This window comes from Gelidibacter salicanalis, from assembly GCF_007997285.1.
Classification (GTDB): Bacteria; Bacteroidota; Bacteroidia; order Flavobacteriales; family Flavobacteriaceae; genus Gelidibacter; species Gelidibacter salicanalis.
The window spans coordinates 181,112-200,047 of record NZ_VORX01000002.1; the positions used below are offsets into that span (position 1 = coordinate 181,112).

The following is an 18,936-nucleotide window of genomic DNA, read 5'->3' on the forward strand; positions in this document are numbered from 1 at the left end:
AAGGCTTCAAAAAGAGTAGAACATCCCGCATTTTTTAGTCTTTATAATTCAGTAAAAGAAAACGATTGCACACGTTAGACAAAATGATACTTATGAAAAAAAGATACTTAATATTTTTATCCACACTTCTTTTGGTCAGTTGTAATGAACACGTTGAAAAGCCTGTAGAAGAAAAGCCAGAAGCTATCAGTTACGTCGATCCATTTATCGGCACGGGCGGTCATGGTCACACCTATCCTGGCGCAACCGTCCCTTTTGGCATGTTGCAAGTGAGTCCTGTAAATGGGATCAGCGATTGGGACTGGTGCTCAGGATACCACTATTCTGATGATACAGCCGTTGGGTTTAGCCATTTAAGTTTGAGCGGTACCGGAATCGGAGATTTGGCGGATATTATTTTTATGCCCATCAACAAAACGGTCGATTTAACTGCGAACCCTATCTCTCGAGACAGCATACCTTACAAATCAACATACAGTCACGACAATGAAAAAGCATCACCAGGCTATTACCAAGTCTACTTGGAGGATCATGATGTGAATGTTGAGTTGACGACTTCAAAAAGAACCGCGTATCATAAATACACGTTTAAGGAAGGTGATCAACAATCAGTAGTGATCGACCTTGGTTTCGCCATCAATTGGGACAAAGCTGTGGCTACCTCTCTAAAAGTTGAAGACCGATACACCATTAGCGGATACCGCCATAGTACAGGATGGGCACAGAATCAAAAGGTGTTTTTTGTAGCTAAATTTTCTAAACCTATTGCCGATTATAAACTCTATGTTGATGGTCAAGTGTTTGAAGATGGCGATCATGAAGGTGTGAAATCTTCCATTCAAGTAATCTTCGATGCTAATGAAAAAAGTCCTGAATTATTGGCAAAAGTAGCTTTATCATCAGTAAGCCTAGAGAACGCCAAAGACAATTTGGGGACATCCGGATTTGATTTTGATAAAACAAAAACAGCGGCTGAAAAACTATGGAATACAGCATTGGCCTCCTTTGAAGTGGAGACACCCACCGATTCTTTAAAAACTATTTTCTACACCGCATTATACCACACCCAATTGGCGCCTGTAACGTTCAGTGATAAAAATGGCCAGTTCCGAATGGAGAATGACAGCATTGTTGATGCGGACAATTACACCGCATACTCGACATTGTCACTCTGGGATACCTTTAGAGCGGAACATCCTTTGTTGACTATGATTGCACCAGATAGGGTGTCAGATATGGTCAATTCTATGTTGGCGTATTACGAAGTTAGAAACATTTTACCAGTCTGGACTTTATACGGCAATGAAACCAATACCATGACGGGTTACCATTCTATTCCGGTTATTGTAGAAGCTTATAAAAAAGGAATTCGAGGCTTTGATGCTGAACGCGCTTACGAAGCCATGAAAACCACCATGATGCAAGACGAGCGTGGCCTCGATTCATATAAAAAATACGGCTACATTCCCTACAGTTTGTTGGACGAATCCGTAACCATCACGTTAGAATATGCTTATGACGATTGGTGTGTGGCTGAAATGGCGAAAGCTTTAGGTAAAGATGAAGATTATAAATATTTCTCCGAGCGTTCTAAAGCCTACCAACATTTATTTGATAACGAGTCCGGATTTATGCGTGGAAAATCGGTTGCAGGAAATTCTTGGAACGAACCTTTTGATCCTAAACATTCCAACCACAGAGAGCAAACTGATTATACTGAAGGTAACGCTTGGCAACACAGTTGGTTTGTACCGCATGCCGTCGATAACCTTATTGAACTTCATGGTGGCAACGAAAAATTCACCAGCCGTTTAGAGCAATTGTTTACAGAGAGTTCTGAAATTACTGGCGATAATATTTCAGCTGATATTACAGGTCTTATAGGCCAATATGCCCACGGTAACGAACCGAGCCATCATATTGCCTATATGTTCAACCATGCGGATCAACCGTGGCGCACGCAATATTGGGCACGTCACATTATGGACACCCAATACAATACCACGCCAGACGGATTGAGTGGTAATGAAGATTGCGGACAGATGAGTGCATGGTATGTGTTGAGTTCGGTCGGTTTGTATCCTATGAATCCAGCGTCTGGAGACTATGAAATCGGAACCCCAATTTTTGACAAAGCAAGCATCAATCTGCCAAATAATAAAACCTTTGTGATTGAAGCGGAAAACGTATCTGATAAGAATTTCTACATTCAATCGGCCACATTAAATGGCAAACCATTCCATAAAACAGCAATTTCACATGCTGATATTTTAAAAGGAGGCACTTTGCGTTTTGTAATGGGCGCTGAACCTAACAAAAAATGGGGCACTTCAAAAACTAAAAACGACTAATGGGAATTATTGACGTATCTATAATTATCCTCTATATTGTTGTCACTTTGGCGGTAGGGATCTGGATTTCCAAACGCGCTTCTAAGGGCTTGGATTCCTACTTTCTTGGAGGAAAAAGTATCAAATGGTATTATTTAGGATTGAGTAATGGCTCGGGAATGTTTGATGTTTCCGGCACCGCATGGATGGTAGGGATTTTATTTCTCTACGGCGCCAAAAGCTTTATGTTCATGTGGATGTGGCCTATTTGGAATCAGATTTTCATCATGATTTTCTTGGCCGCATGGATTAGACGTTCTAACATTATGACAGGTTCTGAGTGGATATTAACCCGCTTTGGTGATGGAAAAGCAGGAAGGGCCTCACATTTAATTGTGGCTATTTTTGCGATTGTGGCGTCCATCGGATTTATCGCCTACTTTTTTGAAGGCGTGGGTAAATTTATGGGCATCATTTTGCCTTGGGATTTGACCCTGATGATGAACGACGGTGTGTTATTAACCTCTGATCAAAACTACGCCTTGATTATTATATTTCTCACCACTATTTATACCATTAAAGGGGGAATGTTTTCAGTTGTGGCGACAGAAGTATTACAGTACGGCATTATGGTCATTGCCGGAATTTTAATTGCTGGTTACGCGTTTATCACTGTTACGGACATTCAAATCAATGAAGTGATTTCTACCGAATGGTCAAGCATCATGTTTTCGAGTCAATTGGAAGGCTCATGGTCAGATAAGTATGCCGCTTTCAACGATTTAATTGATACTCAAGGTTATAAAATGTTTGGCGCTTTTATTGGCATGTCGCTTTTTAAAGGCTTTTTTGCCAGTATCGCAGGACCGACACCGAGTTATGATATGCAACGCATCCTGTCCACCCGATCAGTTAAGGAAGCCGCTTATATGAGTGGGTTTACCAACTTGGTGTTATTTATTCCACGCTATTTACTTATCGGTGGTATAGTGGTATTAGGACTCGTGTATTTGGCGCCTGATATGGCGGCTACGGGAAGTTTAACCGGTGCCGATTTAGAAGTGATTCTGCCAAAAGTGATTAATGAACACGTTCCCGTCGGGATTAAAGGCTTGCTGTTAGCTGGCCTTTTGGCCGCATTTATGTCCACATTCTCAGCCTTTGTCAATTCTGGTCCTGCCTATATCGTGAACGATATTTATAAGAAATATTTCAAACCAGTAGCTTCAGACAAGCATTATATCAAAGCGAGTCATATTGCCTCTTTCGCCATTGTGATTTTAGGGGTAACCATGGGCTTTTTTGCCGGATCCATCAACTCGATAACCCTCTGGATTACCAGTGCGCTCTATGGCGGCTATGTAGCAGCGAATTTCTTAAAATGGGTATGGTGGCGTTTTAATGGCTGGGGCTATTTCTGGGGAATGACCTCCGGATTGTTCGTGGCAACCTTACAGTTTTTATTAGACCAAAATAAAGGTAATTTTGAAACGGGAACGTGGTTATACGAAGTGTCCCAAATACCGGCCATTTATATGTTTCCGTTTATATTTGTAGTATCCTTATTAGGGTCGTTTTTGGGGACATTATTAACCCCGGCCACACCAATGGAGACTTTAAAGGCGTTTTATGGAAACGTTAAACCTTGGGGTTGGTGGAAACCTGTATATAAAGCCTTACAAAAGGATGATAGTGCGGCGACTCAAAATAAAGATTTTGTAAGTGATATGTTAAATTGTGTGGTGGGTGTCGTTTGGCAATCGAGTATGATTTTATTGCCGATCTATTTCCTGATCAGAGACTACCCAAAAGCGTGGACGGCGCTATTGGTGTTTGGAGTAACCTCGCTCATTTTAAAATTCACTTGGTTAGATAAAGTAAAAAAATATAAAGATTAAAGCAGATGAACTCAATTCCATGGCAAGATAAGCCTGACAACTGTAACGACGTGATGTGGCGTTATTCTGAAAACCCAATCATAAACCGATATGATATTCCAACTTCCAACAGTATTTTTAATAGTGCTGTAGTCCCTTTTGAAGATGGATTTGCTGGTGTTTTTAGATGTGATAACAAAGCGGTGCAAATGAATATTTTTGCTGGATTTAGCAAAAACGGTATTGATTGGGAAATCAATCATGAGCCAATTGTGATGCAAGCGGGAAATACTGAAATGATAGAATCCGACTATAAATATGACCCGCGCGTTGTGTTTATTGAAGATCGTTATTGGATTACCTGGTGCAACGGGTACCACGGGCCAACCATCGGTATTGCTTATACGTATGATTTTAAAGAATTTTTCCAATGTGAAAACGCCTTTTTACCTTTCAATAGAAACGGAGTTTTATTCCCTCAAAAAATAAACGGCAAATACGCTATGTTGAGTCGCCCTAGTGATAATGGCCATACGCCGTTTGGTGATATCTACATCAGCTACAGTCCGGATATGAAATATTGGGGGGAGCACCGTTGTGTGATGAAAGCAACGCCGTTTGTGGACAGTGCATGGCAGTGTACCAAAATTGGCGCAGGCCCAATTCCAATTTTAATAGATGAAGGTTGGTTAATGCTTTACCACGGGGTGATCAATACCTGTAACGGATTCCGTTATGCAATGGGTGCCGCTATTTTAGACGAACACCAACCAGATAAAGTAAAATACAGAACGCAACCTTATTTATTAGGACCTGCTGAACTTTATGAAACCACTGGCGATGTGCCTAATGTGGTATTCCCTTGTGCAGCCTTACACGATACCAAAGAAGATAAATTGGCGGTCTATTACGGTGCCGCAGATACTGTTGTGGCAATGGCCTTCGGGAAATTGAGCGAAGTGGTGCAATTCACAAAAGATAATAGTTTATAAAAACAACTCCTATGGATTTGAAATTTCGATATGCATTAGTATGCTTTTGGTGTCTGTCTTTGACTGCTTTTGCCCAAACAACTAACGGCAAAATGCCTAAGAGTTATATCGCCTATCACACAACAGATTCTATAACAATTGATGGAAAGGATGCTGATGCGTCTTGGGATAAAGTGGAATGGACTGATTTGTTTATTGATATTGAAGGGGTCAAAAAACCGACCTACAATACCCAAGCAAAAATGTTATGGGATAGTACTTATTTCTACATTTTAGCTAAAATGGAAGAGCCACACGTATGGGCAGATATTACAGAGCACGACGCGATTATCTTTCATAATAACGATTTTGAAGTATTTATCGACCCCACTGGCGATACCCATAATTATTATGAAATTGAGATCAACACCATCAACACCGTGTGGGATTTATTTGTGTCAAAACCTTATCGCGAAGATAATGTGGTGTTGAATGATTGGACGGCTACGGGAATGAAATCTGCTATATCCATTGACGGCACTTTAAATAATCCGAAGGATACTGATAAAGGATGGATGCTTGAAATAGCTATTCCGTGGAGCGTTTTCAAGAAAGCCTATTTTGAAGAAAATGTACCTAAAGACGACTTTTGGCGCGTGAATTTTTCTAGAGTCAATTGGGATTATCAACTAAATGACGGTGCTTACGGACGCAAGAAAGATGCGGAAGGCAATTACCTCCCGGAATACAATTGGGTATGGTCGCCACAAGGTGTCATTAACATGCACGAACCTGAACATTGGGGTTATGTCTATTTTTCTTCAAAAGAAGCTGGAGCAAAAGATACGTTTGAAATTCCAAATGACGAAAAAATCAAATGGGGATTGTATGAACTGTATCGCGCGCAAAAGAAACATTTTGAAACTCATGCAGCCTGGGCCACGTCATTAGATAGTTTGATGACCTCGCCAATAATCATTGAAGGCAAGACCATCACCCCTAAACTTGAAAACCATAGTTTCGGATGGACGATTTCAGTTAGGAGTCCGTTTTCAAATAAATTTTTGATTATAAAAGAGGATGGTAAATTTAAGATAAAATAAAAATAGAATAATAAAAGATTTAGCGGTTAGATAGACCTCACAGGTTTATAAAACCTGTGAGGTCTCGGCCACCCTCAAAGATACAAGAAGTTTATTTCTTATAATTAATTGTGCCACGTGCAGGACAAACTAAATTTAAAAATAACCCAGATGGAGTTCCATAAACACATTTTAATTTTATTCTTAATCGGATTTTTGAGCTTCCCTGCTCTTTCGCAAGACAAAGACTTGTCATGGGAAGAACTCAGTGCAACTTATGAATTCCCAGCGTGGTATACAGAAGCCAGATTCGGAATTTGGGTGCATTGGGGTGCGCAAACTGAACCTATGCAAGGAGGCGGATGGTATGCGAGACACATGTATATGGAAGATGTGAAGCATGAAAAATGGGGGAGAAACGCTTATGCCTTTCACAATAAAACCTATGGCCATCCATCTGAAATTGGGTATAAAGATGTGCTTAATGAGTGGAAAGCTGATAAGCTAGACACGGATGCGCTTGTTTCATATTTCAAAAGTGTTGGTGCCAAGTATTTTGTTGCCTTAGCCAATCATCATGATCATTTTGATAATTTTAATTCTACCTACCACCCTTGGAATTCCGTTAATTTGGGTCCAAAACGTGATATTATAAGAGAGTTTGAACAGTCATCTAAAAAGTACAACATGAGGTTTGGGGTGAGTTCACATGATGACCGCTTTTTGGGTTGGTGGGAACCTGCTTTTGGAGCGGACACTTCAGGACCTTATAAAGGTGTTCCTTACGATGGACATATGACCATTGAAGATGGCAAAAGCAAATGGTGGGAAGGCTTGGATCCAGCCGATTTATACGGATTGCCACCAGCACAACGGACACCTGAATACATTGAAGGGGTTAAGAAAAATTGGAAACTGCGTCACACTGAACTTGTTACAAAATACGATTTGGATTACTTGTGGTTTGATGGCTATAATTTCCCTTATGGCGATTATGGAAAGGCCGTGAGCACCACATATTTCAACAAAAAACGTGAGAGCAATGGGAAGATTGATGCGGTTTTAGCGGGTAAATTTAGCAGTGAACCCACAACCGTTAAAGATATTGAACGTGGTGGCGCTTCTGAAATATTAGCTTTTCCGTGGCAAGGGATCACGACACTGCGTACGTGGTTTTATAAAGAAGATGAAGGCGATCTGGACTATCGCCATAGCACCAGAACCGTTATCGAAACCTTGGCAGATTACAATAGTAAAAATGGGAACCTTGTGCTAAATGTGGAGCTGTTACGTGATGGCACCATTCCTACAACTCAAAAACTAATTTTGGATGACGTTGGCGCATGGATACGCCTTAACAGTGAAGCTGTTTACGCCAGCAAACCTTGGAAAGTATATGGAGATAATCTGGATTCTTATCTCAAGGTTTTAGAAAATAGTGCTATTGGAGAAGCAGATCTTGAGGCCTTAAAAAAGCAAAAGAGCGAGGAACATTTCAATGAAAGAACCCTCTCCAGTCCAGCTTATGGTAAAGATGAGGTGCGGTATACCACGAACGGAGATGTGCTGTATATGTTTGTACTTAATCCAGCAGAAGGGCAAATTGAATTGCCAACTTTAGGACTGAAATCACAACAGAAGCCTGGCAAGATAACTGCAATCGAAATGATTGGGAGTAACCAAAAAATCGAGTTTAAACAAGACAATACTAAACTAGTACTGACAGTGCCAGCAAATCGTCCTAATAATTTAACAACGGTATTTAGAATTAAAGGAGTTCTATAATGACGGATGATTTTAATTAACCGATTACAACTAAAGCCAATGGCATTTTTTTAAACCACAAAAGAGATGAGATTTATCAAATTTATATTCCTACTACCCCTGTTTTTTGCCTGCAACAATGCACCAGAAAAATCGGAATTGCCAGTTGAAGCGCAAGAAGTCTCCAAAAAGGATGCAGAACCTGTAGATATGAAAATCATCGGCTATGCGGCAGGATATGAAGATTACGATTTTTCAAAAATTGATGCCTCAAAACTGACCCACATCAACTTTGCCTTTGCCAATATTGTAGAAGGTAATGCGGCTTTTGAACTCGACACTGATGCTGCCAAAATTGAAACGCTAATCGGACTCAAACAACAAAATCCGGACTTAAAAGTATTGTATTCAGTAGGCGGTTGGGTTTGGTCTGATCAATTTTCAACAATGGCTGCGTATGAGGAGTCACGCAAAATATTTGCAGAAAGTTGTGTGGCATTGCTTAAAAAACATGAATTTGATGGGGTCGATCTCGATTGGGAATATCCAGGCCAACGCGCAGAAGACAACGTCTTCCGTCCGTCGGATAAAGATAATTTCACATTGCTTTTAAAAGCTATTCGAGAAGCACTCGATGTGCAAGGTGAAAAAGACAACACCCATTATTTATTGACTATCGCCACTGGCGCTGATCAAGCCTATATTGACAATACCAATTTAGGAGAGGCGCACGAATACCTCGATTTTATCAACGTGATGGGCTACGATTTTTATCAAGGTTGGATGTATCAAACCGGGCACCACGCCAATTTACACCCATCAGATAAGGAAAAATATGGCGGAAATAGTGGTGTTGAAGCCATTGAAAGACATATTGTAGCGGGCGTTCCCGTAAACAAACTCGTTTTGGGAATTCCGTTTTATGGCAGACAATGGGAAAAAGTAGCGCCTACGAAGGTTCCTTTATACGCTTCGGCTAATGAAGGTGGTTATATCATTTCTTACTGGCAAATTCTTGAGAAAATAAAATCTGGTAACTACGAAAAATTGTATGACGAATCGGCAAAAGCGTCTTACCTCTGGAGTGCTACCGATAAGGTGATGATCTCGTGGGAAACGCCGAAAGAAATCAAATTAAAAGCAGACTATATTAAAGAAAAAGGCTTGGGAGGCGCCATGTTTTGGGAGTATAGTTTAGATAAGGATCAAGAATTGTTGAATACGCTTTTTGAAAGCTTACATTAGTAGAAATAATTATTTGCATGCGGAGAATAACCACATATTTGTTTTTGTTTCTGATTGTCGTAGCACTTAGTGGTTGTAATCAAAAGGAGCGCAAACAGGAGACTGCAGCAAATGTGAAGTCCGCAGAACTGAAGGCTTTTAATTTTGGCACCTGGATCACTTCAAACAAAGCAACATCCAACGCAGATTATGCCGCTGAATTCAAACGGTATAAAGAAGGTGGTATAGATGAGTTGCTCATCAACACGGCTACAGACGTTGAAGAATTGGAGCGTTTGGTGGCTATAGCATCAAAAGAAGGTCTTAAGGTACACGCTTGGATGTGGGCGGTCAACCGACCAGGAGATACCATTGCCCAAAAACATCCGGAGTGGTATATGGTGAGCAGAGATGGCAAATCGTGCTATGACACCCAGCCTTACGTAAACTATTACCAATGGCTTTGCCCCACCAGAGAAGCGTCTCGGAACCATATTTTAAGTTTGGTAGAACGTATGGCCAAAGTGGAAGGCATTGAAAGTGTACATCTCGATTATATCCGATTCCCGGATATTTTCTTGCCCATAGGATTACTGCCTAAATACAACCTTACCCAAGATACTGAAATGGCGGAATACGATTTCTGTTATTGTGAAGCCTGTATCAGTGCTTTCGAAAAAATCCATCACAAAAATCCACTGGAAAGTAACAATACCGCGATTGACATGGAATGGAAGAATTTCCGGTTGAATGCCATTAGAAACTTGGTCAATGACGCTTACGAGATCGTCCATATAAACAACAAAAAACTGACTGCTGCTGTTTTTCCTTATCCAGAAATGGCTGACCATATGGTGCGCCAACGTTGGGATAAATGGAATATTGATGCCGTTTATCCGATGATTTACCACGGCTTTTACAACGAAGAAATCGACTGGATTGGTTATGCCACCAACCAAGGTGTCACCGATTTAGAATCTAAAAATGTCGGATTACATACGGGCGTTTTTCTGCCCCCATTTACATCTGCCGAAGAACTTAAAGTAGCCATTCAATATGCTAAGGATAACGGCGCCAAAGGCGTGACATTTTTTGACGGTCCACAATTAACAGATGCCTATTTACAGACTATTAAAGAAATAAAAGGAAGCTTTAACTAACACATAACCTATGTCCAACCAGAAATCATACCGATCCGCATTTATTTTATTGACCATCCTATTTTTCCTTTGGGGATTTATAACAGTGCTGGTCGATTCCCTAATTCCGCGATTGCGTGAACTGTTTACCTTAACTTATTTTCAGGCAGGACTGGTTCAATTCGCGTTTTTTGGAGCTTATTTTCTACTCTCCATCCCGGCAAGTTATATCCTTTCCAAAATTGGCTATAAAAAAGGAATCATCCTCGGATTATTGACCATGGCTTTGGGCTGTTTACTGTTTTATCCGGCCGCTTCCTATCGTGTGTTTGGCATATTTATGTTGGCGTATTTTATTCTCGCTGGTGGGATTACCATTCTGCAGGTAGCTGCAAATCCATTTGTCGCTGTTTTGGGTTCAGAGGATGGCGCATCGAGTAGATTAAATCTTTCTCAGGCTTTCAATTCCTTAGGAACTGCAATTGCTCCGGCTATTGGAGCGCTATTTATTTTGAGCGATGTGATAAAAACAAAAGATGAAATTGCAGTTTTGGATAGTTCTGCAAAAGAGGCCTACCTCTCCGCAGAAGCTGCAGCCGTGCAAACGCCATTTTTAGGCTTGGCACTTTTTATAGGACTGATCGCTGTGATATTTTTGTTTGCAAAATTACCTACCATGATTTCAGAAACGTCTACCGGAACGTATAAGGAAGCTCTAAAGAATAAAAAACTGATGCAAGGGGTTTTGGGTATTTTCTTTTACGTAGGTGCTGAGGTCGCTATTGGGAGTTATTTGGTCAACTACTTTTTAGATATGAATCTGGTTTCCGTTATTAAAGAATCGAGCTTGATGCGATCTATTGCTGAAACCATTTTAAATTCAGGTTTGGCAGATAAAGATGGTAAAGCTGTTGTGGGTGTTTTTGTAACTTTCTATTGGTCAGGAGCGATGATTGGAAGATTTGTTGGTGCTTATCTTACTAAAATTATGCAGCCAGGAAAAGTCTTGGCTATTTTCGCCATCATCTCCATCAGTTTGATTGTGCTATCAATCAGTACGGTTGGATTGGTGAGTATGTGGAGTATTTTGGCGGTTGGTTTATTCAATTCCATCATGTTCCCAACCATTTTTACGCTAGCTATCGACGGTATTGGACATTTAAAACCAAAAGCTTCAGGAATGCTGTGTACTGCTATTGTGGGTGGCGCCATAATTCCTCCAGTTTTCGGATTTTTAACCGATCACATAGCATTTAAAAACGCCATGATTTTTATTATACTGTGCTATGCGTATATTGTGTGGTTTGGGTATAAAAATGGCAAAGCGAAAGTTGTTGTTGTGTAGAAAGAAAAGAGAATAGAGAGAAGAGAATAGAGAGAAGAGAAAATAGAGAAGAGAGAATAGAGAGTCATGAGGAAAATTGCGGTTATAGGTCTTTTATGTATGGGGTTTTTGTGGCACTGCAAAGCACCTAAAGCTGTCGTGTCTCAAGAGAAATTAACCCAATATGTAAATCCGTTTATTGGCACGGATGGACCGGGAAACACGTATCCAGGTGCCACCGTACCGTTTGGGATGGTGCAGTTAAGTCCTGACATTGGTATCTCTGGTTGGGATCGGATTGCGGGTTATTTTTATCAGGATTCTATTATTTCCGGATTTTCTCACATGCACTTATCCGGTACTGGGGCTGGCGATCTTTACGATATATTGGTAATGCCAACTAACAGTCGTTTTGCTGAGCGCATTGAAGCCAACAGTTTCAAACCATTTTCAAGTTATTCTCACGATAAGGAAGCCGCATCTCCGGGTTATTATACGGTAGACTTGTTAGATTATGGTATTAAAGCGGAATTGACCGCCACTGAACGCACAGGAATTCATAAATACACCTTCCCAAAAGACGACAGTTCGCAGATTCATATCGATTTAGGCTACGCCTTAAATTGGGACAGTCCTACTGAAACTCATATCAATGTGGTTAATGAAACTACTATTGAAGGCTATCGGAAATCGACCGGGTGGGCAAGAGACCAACGGGTTTATTTTGTGATGCAACTTTCCAAACCTTTCAAAAACTATAAAGTTTATAAAAACGATTCGCTTAGTAATTCTCCAGTCACCGCTAAAAACACGAAAATCATTTTAGATTATAGTACAGAAGACGGAGAGGTCATCATTCTAAAAACGGGTGTGTCTTCTGCCAATCTTGAAGGCGCTTATAAATCTTTAGAAACTGAAGCACCACATTTTGATTTTGAAGCTCTAAGGCATCAAGCAGATCAGAAATGGCAAACGCAACTCCAAAAAATCAACATCAGCGTAGCCGACGAGTCTAAGAAACGGATTTTTTATACCATGCTGTACCAATCCATGTTGGCACCAACATTATTAAGTGATCCTAACGGGAACTACAAAGGCGCGAACGATTCCCTCATGAATGCGAAAGACTTTGATCGGTATGACACCTTTTCGTTGTGGGATACCTATCGTGCAGCACATCCCCTTTATACCATCGTACATCCTACACGCGTGTCAGATATGGTCAATTCCATGTTGGCTCATTACAAGGAAACAGGATTGTTGCCCGTTTGGTCCATGCAGGGCAATGAAACCAATATGATGATTGGTTACCATGCCGTGCCGGTGATTGTCGATGCCTATTTTAAAGGCATTAAAAATTTTGATGCTGATTTGGCCTATGAAGCCTGCGTTGCCAGTGCTACGGATGCGTCAAGAGAAATTGATAAATATATGGCCTTAGGCTATGTTCCTGTTGGCGAAGGTGGTGATGATTGGTCAGTATCCAAAACCTTGGAGTATGCTTATGACGATTGGTGCATTGCGCAATTCGCCAAAGCATTAGGGAAAACTGACGATTATAATACCTTTTTAAAACGTTCAGAAAACTGGCGAAACGTTTACGATAGCCAAAGCACCTTTATGCGTCCAAAATTGGAAGATGGTATTTTTATCGCTGATTTTAATCCTAAAGACTATTCCGCACATTTTTGCGAAAGTAATGCGTGGCAATATTTCTGGTCTGTGCAACATAACATTGAGGGTCTAGCCGAACGCGTTGGTGGCAATGAATTATTCGAAAGAAAACTGGATTCCATGTTTTCATTAAATCCGCTTCCTGACGATGTATTACCAATTTTCAGTACAGGAATGATTGGGCAATATGCGCACGGTAATGAACCGAGCCATCATGTGGCCTATTTGTATAACTACATCGAAAAACCTTGGAAAACACAAAAGTTAGTCCGCGAGATCATGGAAACCCAATACCAAAACGAGCCTAACGGCCATTGCGGAAATGAAGACTGTGGCCAAATGTCGTCTTGGTATGTGTTTAGCGCACTCGGATTTTATCCAGTAAATCCTGCACAAGGGGTCTATGCGTTCGGTTCGCCCTTATTCGATTCTGCCGTCCTGAATTTAGAAAACGGCAAGACCTTTACAGTAAGAGCCTTGGAAAATTCTAAAGACAATATTTACATTCAATCGATTTCCTTAAACGGTAAAACCCTACATCGAAATCACATAACACATAAAGAAATTATGGCCGGCGGCACGTTAGTGTTCAAAATGGGAGACACTCCTAATACAAACACGAACAATACCATGGCACCATCCTCAACACTATATCATTAAACACCTATGTTATGTCAGACAGAAGAGATTTTATAAAAAAAGCAGCCTTAGGCACTATCGGCATCAGTTCGGTATTGAGCTGTAATACTGCCAGTACTGCGATTATCCCCACAGTACAGCCAACTAAAAAAGCGGTAAAACCTTTAATAATTTCCACTTGGAACCACGGATTACCAGCTAACGACGAGACTTGGAAGCAACTAAAAAACGGCAAATCGGCCATAGATGCGATTGAAGCTGGAATGAGAATCCCTGAAGCAGATCCCAAAGTTAGAAGTGTGGGCTACGGCGGTTTTCCGGATCGGGAAGGAAAAGTCACTTTAGACGCGTGTATCATGGATCATAATAGCGATTGTGGTGCGGTGTCCTTTTTACAAGGCATTAAGCATCCCATTTCTGTGGCAAAAAACGTCATGCAAAATACACCGCATGTGATGCTTTCTGGAGATGGCGCCCTTCAATTTGCCTTGTCTGAAGGTTTTAAAGAAGAAAACCTCTTAACGGCAGAAGCAGAGGAAGATTGGAAAAAATGGATGGAAGAATCGAAGTATAAACCGGTCATCAATATGGAAAATCACGATACCATTTCCATGTTGGTTATTGATAAGGACGGCAATATTTCAGGTGGCTGTACCACTAGTGGAGCGGCTTGGAAAATGCACGGTCGTGTTGGCGATTCGCCAATTATTGGTGCAGGTTTGTTTTTGGATAATGAAGTGGGCGGTGCGGCCTCAACAGGATTGGGTGAAGCGGTCATACGAACTGCCGGCAGTGCCATGGTGGTCGAATTGATGCGCCAGGGTAAATCGCCTTTAGAGGCCTGTAAAGAGATTGTAGAACGCATTTATAACAAACACAAAAATCATAGAGATATGGAATATTTGCAGGTTGGTTTTATCGCTATTAACAAAAACGGCGAACACGCGGGCTACAGTTTGCGTTCCGGATTTAATTATGCGCTAACCGATGAAGCAGAAGGCAGCAGAATGGAAGATGCCACTTTTAAAATGTCTTGGGAAGAATGGAAAATTAATTGATCATATAAAATTTTAGAAAAATGAGTGTATTTAGAAAGCTAGTTGTTTTAGCATTAATTGCGATAACGTGGTCTTGTGAAGAAAAAAAGGTGAACAAAACGTTTACAGAAGAGGAGATCGCCGTTATTCCGAAACCTGCGCAACTAACCTTGGCGGAAGGGTCTTTTCAATTTGGTGATGACACAAAAATTGTCATTTCAGACGCAGCTCAAAAAGAGATGATTTCTGGATTTTTAAGCAAATTTAAAAATGCAGCGGGATGGGATTTAGAGGTGTCTGAAAAAGCGCCAAAAGCGGATTTTGTGAAATTGGTTGTGGATGAAAACTTAGAGGAAGAAGCCTATAAATTAGATGTTAATTCTGATCGCGTCATCATTTCTGCAAAAGGGAATGCTGGGTTTCTTTATGGACTGGAAACACTGAGACAATTACTTCCTGTAAGTATTGAAAGCGCTGATAAAATTGGTGATACAGCTTGGGTTATTCCAAACTTGATAATTACTGACCAACCACGTTATAAATACAGAGGTTTGATGTTGGATGTATCCCGTCATTTTTTCGAAATCGATTATTTAAAGGAAACCATTGATCGTTTGGCAATGCTTAAAATGAATGTCTTGCATTTGCACTTGGTGGATGATCAAGGGTGGAGAATCGAAATCAAAAAATACCCGAAATTGACCGAATTTGGGGCATGGAGAGTCGATCAAGAAGATAAGCATTGGGACGGGAGAGAAGAAACGTCTCCAGATGAAAAAGGAACTTATGGCGGTTTCTACACCCAAGATGAGTTAAAAGATTTAGTGGCCTATGCTGCGACTAAAAATGTGGAAATTATTCCTGAAATAGAAATGCCTGCGCACGTCACTTCAGCAATTGCGGCCTACCCAGAATTATCTTGTCATGAACGTCCGGTTGGTGTGCCTTCAGGAGGTGTTTGGCCAATTACGGATATTTATTGTGCAGGAAAAGAACATACTTTCGAATTTTTAGAGAATGTATTATTAGAAGTTATGGAGATTTTTCCATCTAAATACATTCATGTTGGTGGCGATGAAGCGACCAAAACCAATTGGGCAACCTGTCCACATTGTAAGCAACGCATGCAAACAGAAGGTTTAAAAAATGTTGAAGAATTACAGAGTTATTTCATCACACGTATGGAGCGTTTTATTAACAAAAATGGGAAACGTTTGATTGGATGGGATGAAATTTTAGAAGGCGGAATCGCACCTGAAGCAACGGTTATGAGTTGGAGAGGTGTTGCCGGCGGTGTTGAAGCAGCAAAACAAGGTCATGATGTGATCATGACGCCAGGTTCACATGCCTATTTTGACCATTATCAAGGCCCGCAAAACGAGGAGCCTTTAGCGTGGGGCGGTTATACGCCATTGAGTAAAGTGTACACGTTTGATCCATTAGTGGAAGGCATGACGGACGAGGAAGCAAAACATGTTTTAGGCGGGCAGGCCAATTTATGGTCAGAACAAATAAAAACTACAGACCATTCTGAGTATATGATTTTTCCGAGATTGGCTGCCTTATCTGAAACCTTATGGTCTCCAAAAAAGTCTCGTAATTGGGAAGATTTCTCTTCGCGTATTGAAACCATGTTTAAGCGTTATGATTTGATGGACATCAATTATGCAAAGAGTTCCTACTTAGTTATGGAAGATGTTAAAATTGATATGGAAACCAAAGAAGTTTCTGTAGAATTGAAAAATGAGTACACAGATGCAGATATTCGCTATACCTTAAATGATGCGAAACTAACGGACAATGCGACTAAATATACGGAGCCTTTAATCATCAATAAAACTACTGAAATTCATGCCTCACTTTTCAAGGATGATAAGCCGGTTGGCGTGCCTTTTAATACTACCGTCGAATTTCATAAAGCGGTTGGCAAAGATGTGACTTTTAAAGAGATTTATAATGAGCAATACCAGGGGGAAGGTAAATTTGGTATGGTAAATACTTTACGTGGTACTAAAAATTTCCACGATGGTCATTGGCAAGCCTGGTTGGCAAAAGGAATGGAAGCAGTGGTCGATTTGGGCGAAGAAATGCCAATCCATGAAGTGATTCTAGGAACATTAGAAAATCAAGGTCCTGGCATTTATTTCCCAACCGCGGTAAAGGTGTATGTATCTAATGATGGGAAAACCTATAAAGAAGTAGGCGTTGAAAAACGAGCTTTTGCTAAAAATCCGTCCTTCGATTTAAAAGATTTTAAAATAACTTTTGATGAACAATCTGTAAGATATGTAAAAGTGGTTGCTGAAAGTATGAAAACACTTCCAAACGGCGGTGATGTATGGTTATTTGTGGATGAAATTGTAATTAATTAGGAATGAGATATTTTAAAATTACAGCAGTATTATTTTTCTTAGTAGCCAATCACGTGGTGGCGCAAGAAAAACTTACCAAAGAAGAACGATTAGAGTGGTTTCAAGATGCTAAATTGGGTGTCTTTATCCATTGGGGCTACTATGGCGTAAAAGGCATTGGCGAATCGTGGTCCATGTATCACAAACGCATTTCTTATGACGATTATATGTCGCAAGGAAAAGAGTTTACAGCCAAAAATTACGATCCGGATGCTTGGGCAAAACTCTTTAAGAAGATAGGCGCACGTTATGCGGTATTGACTACCAAACATCATGATGGTGTCGCATTATGGGATACCAAATTCAGCCATTTAAATGTTGTGGAAAAAACGCCAGCTAAGCGCGATTTGGTTGGGCCTTATGTAGATGCACTGCGGGAAGAAGGTTTAAAGGTTGGCTTGTATTACTCGCTGATTGATTGGTCGCATCCTGATTATGATGTGGTGTTTCCACGTCCTGATACTCGTAAAAACTATCCTCAAAAAAATCAAAATCAATTGTCGCCATGGCAACGGTTTTTGAGATTTAATGATGGGCAGTTAAAAGAATTGAGTACCAGATACAATCCGGATTTATATTGGTTTGATGGCGATTGGGAAAAATCAAGTGAGCAATGGCGCGCAGAATCCTTGAAAGATTCCTTATTGGCTTGGAACCCAAAAGTGATTGTCAATTCCCGTTTGAAAACATACGGCGATTATAGTACGCCAGAACAAGGTGTGCCCGTAGTAAGGCCAGAAGGTGCTTGGGAGTTTTGCATGACTATAAACGATAATTGGGGGTATTTTCCATCGGATACCAACTACAAACCGGTATCGCAAATCATCAGAACTTTTGTTGAGGTGATTGCCACGGGAGGAAATTTATTATTGAATATCGGTCCAAAACCTGACGGGTCTATTGCCGAAGAGCAGTTAGTCCGTTTGGAAGCTTTAGGGGAATGGGTGAATAAACATGAATCGGCTATTTTTAGTAGTAAAGCAGGTTTGCCTTACGGGCACTTTTACGGCCCTACCTTATTGAGCAAAGACGACACCAAAATCTATTTGGCGTTATTTGACAATCCTAAAAACTACATTTCATTAAAAGGGATTCAGAACAAAGTGAAATCCATCAAAGTTGTGGGTAGTGGACAAGAATTGAGCTTTGAAAGAAATGGTGGTGCAGAATGGAATAATATTCCTGGAATCTTAAGAATTGAAATTCCTAAAGAGAAGAATTTAGATGCATATGTAACCCTGATTGAAGTAGAATTGGAAGATGCGTTGGTGTTGTATAGAGGGCATGGGAATGCTGTGGAGTTGAATAAGTAGAAATGAGATCGCTACGCTGTTAGAATTAAGTATTAAGAATTAAGACCGCTGCGCTTCTAGAAACAAGAATCAAGAGATGAGAGCCAAGAGTCAGGACTGATTCTGCTGGGTTTAAAGTGCGGATTTTAAAAGGTGATTGAGGTTTGAGCAA

Annotated in this window: 12 protein-coding genes; all 12 read left to right on the forward strand. The window is 40.6% G+C overall.

The features are described from left to right. Window positions 1-92: 92 nt before the first annotated feature. Window positions 93-2,351: a GH92 family glycosyl hydrolase gene (locus ES711_RS04045; RefSeq protein ID WP_146890383.1), complete on the forward strand. Its 2,259-nt coding sequence runs from the start codon at window positions 93-95 to the stop codon at window positions 2,349-2,351. Then, the gene (locus ES711_RS04050; RefSeq protein ID WP_146890386.1) at window positions 2,351-4,228 is read left to right on the forward strand and encodes a sodium:solute symporter family protein; all 1,878 of its coding nucleotides are present in this window, start codon (window positions 2,351-2,353) and stop codon (window positions 4,226-4,228) included. Before ES711_RS04045 ends, ES711_RS04050 begins: the two co-directional genes overlap by 1 nt. Window positions 4,229-4,233: 5 nt before the next feature. After that, the gene (locus ES711_RS04055) at window positions 4,234-5,199 is read left to right on the forward strand and encodes a glycoside hydrolase family 130 protein (RefSeq protein WP_146890388.1); all 966 of its coding nucleotides are present in this window, start codon (window positions 4,234-4,236) and stop codon (window positions 5,197-5,199) included. 11 nt (window positions 5,200-5,210) lie between these two features. Then, entirely contained in the window at window positions 5,211-6,281 is a 1,071-nt protein-coding gene (locus ES711_RS04060) for a carbohydrate-binding family 9-like protein (protein ID WP_146890390.1), read from the forward strand. Between the two features lie 150 nt (window positions 6,282-6,431). Then, entirely contained in the window at window positions 6,432-8,045 is a 1,614-nt protein-coding gene (locus ES711_RS04065) for an alpha-L-fucosidase (protein ID WP_146890392.1), read from the forward strand. Window positions 8,046-8,111: 66 nt separating this feature from the next. Continuing rightward, the gene (locus ES711_RS04070; protein ID WP_146890395.1) at window positions 8,112-9,269 is read left to right on the forward strand and encodes a glycoside hydrolase family 18 protein; all 1,158 of its coding nucleotides are present in this window, start codon (window positions 8,112-8,114) and stop codon (window positions 9,267-9,269) included. A 17-nt stretch (window positions 9,270-9,286) separates the two neighbouring features. Further along, window positions 9,287-10,408: a putative glycoside hydrolase gene (locus ES711_RS04075; protein ID WP_146890398.1), complete on the forward strand. Its 1,122-nt coding sequence runs from the start codon at window positions 9,287-9,289 to the stop codon at window positions 10,406-10,408. A gap of 10 nt (window positions 10,409-10,418) precedes the next feature. Next, the gene (locus ES711_RS04080; RefSeq protein WP_146890401.1) at window positions 10,419-11,732 is read left to right on the forward strand and encodes a sugar MFS transporter; all 1,314 of its coding nucleotides are present in this window, start codon (window positions 10,419-10,421) and stop codon (window positions 11,730-11,732) included. Window positions 11,733-11,798: 66 nt separating this feature from the next. After that, entirely contained in the window at window positions 11,799-14,045 is a 2,247-nt protein-coding gene (locus ES711_RS04085; protein WP_146890403.1) for a GH92 family glycosyl hydrolase, read from the forward strand. A gap of 11 nt (window positions 14,046-14,056) precedes the next feature. Further along, entirely contained in the window at window positions 14,057-15,082 is a 1,026-nt protein-coding gene (locus ES711_RS04090; RefSeq protein ID WP_146890406.1) for an isoaspartyl peptidase/L-asparaginase family protein, read from the forward strand. Window positions 15,083-15,102: 20 nt separating this feature from the next. Continuing rightward, window positions 15,103-17,433, forward strand: coding sequence for a glycoside hydrolase family 20 protein (locus tag ES711_RS04095; RefSeq protein ID WP_146890408.1), 2,331 nt, complete (start codon window positions 15,103-15,105; stop codon window positions 17,431-17,433). Window positions 17,434-17,435: 2 nt separating this feature from the next. Further along, on the forward strand, window positions 17,436-18,785 hold the full coding sequence (locus ES711_RS04100; RefSeq protein ID WP_146890411.1) for an alpha-L-fucosidase: 1,350 nt from the start codon (window positions 17,436-17,438) through the stop codon (window positions 18,783-18,785). Window positions 18,786-18,936 lie beyond the last annotated feature (151 nt).

What these genes read in the sequence shown, in the direction of transcription:
- ES711_RS04075 (WP_146890398.1), top strand. Translation starts at nt 9,287, where the DNA reads ATGCGGAGAATAACCACATATTTGTTTTTGTTTCTGATTGTCGTAGCA.
- ES711_RS04055 (WP_146890388.1), top strand. Translation starts at nt 4,234, where the DNA reads ATGAACTCAATTCCATGGCAAGATAAGCCTGACAACTGTAACGACGTG.
- ES711_RS04100 (WP_146890411.1), top strand. Translation starts at nt 17,436, where the DNA reads ATGAGATATTTTAAAATTACAGCAGTATTATTTTTCTTAGTAGCCAAT.
- ES711_RS04045 (WP_146890383.1), top strand. Translation starts at nt 93, where the DNA reads ATGAAAAAAAGATACTTAATATTTTTATCCACACTTCTTTTGGTCAGT.
- ES711_RS04080 (WP_146890401.1), top strand. Translation starts at nt 10,419, where the DNA reads ATGTCCAACCAGAAATCATACCGATCCGCATTTATTTTATTGACCATC.
- ES711_RS04070 (WP_146890395.1), top strand. Translation starts at nt 8,112, where the DNA reads ATGAGATTTATCAAATTTATATTCCTACTACCCCTGTTTTTTGCCTGC.
- ES711_RS04095 (WP_146890408.1), top strand. Translation starts at nt 15,103, where the DNA reads ATGAGTGTATTTAGAAAGCTAGTTGTTTTAGCATTAATTGCGATAACG.
- ES711_RS04085 (WP_146890403.1), top strand. Translation starts at nt 11,799, where the DNA reads ATGAGGAAAATTGCGGTTATAGGTCTTTTATGTATGGGGTTTTTGTGG.
- ES711_RS04050 (WP_146890386.1), top strand. Translation starts at nt 2,351, where the DNA reads ATGGGAATTATTGACGTATCTATAATTATCCTCTATATTGTTGTCACT.
- ES711_RS04060 (WP_146890390.1), top strand. Translation starts at nt 5,211, where the DNA reads ATGGATTTGAAATTTCGATATGCATTAGTATGCTTTTGGTGTCTGTCT.
- ES711_RS04065 (WP_146890392.1), top strand. Translation starts at nt 6,432, where the DNA reads ATGGAGTTCCATAAACACATTTTAATTTTATTCTTAATCGGATTTTTG.
- ES711_RS04090 (WP_146890406.1), top strand. Translation starts at nt 14,057, where the DNA reads ATGTCAGACAGAAGAGATTTTATAAAAAAAGCAGCCTTAGGCACTATC.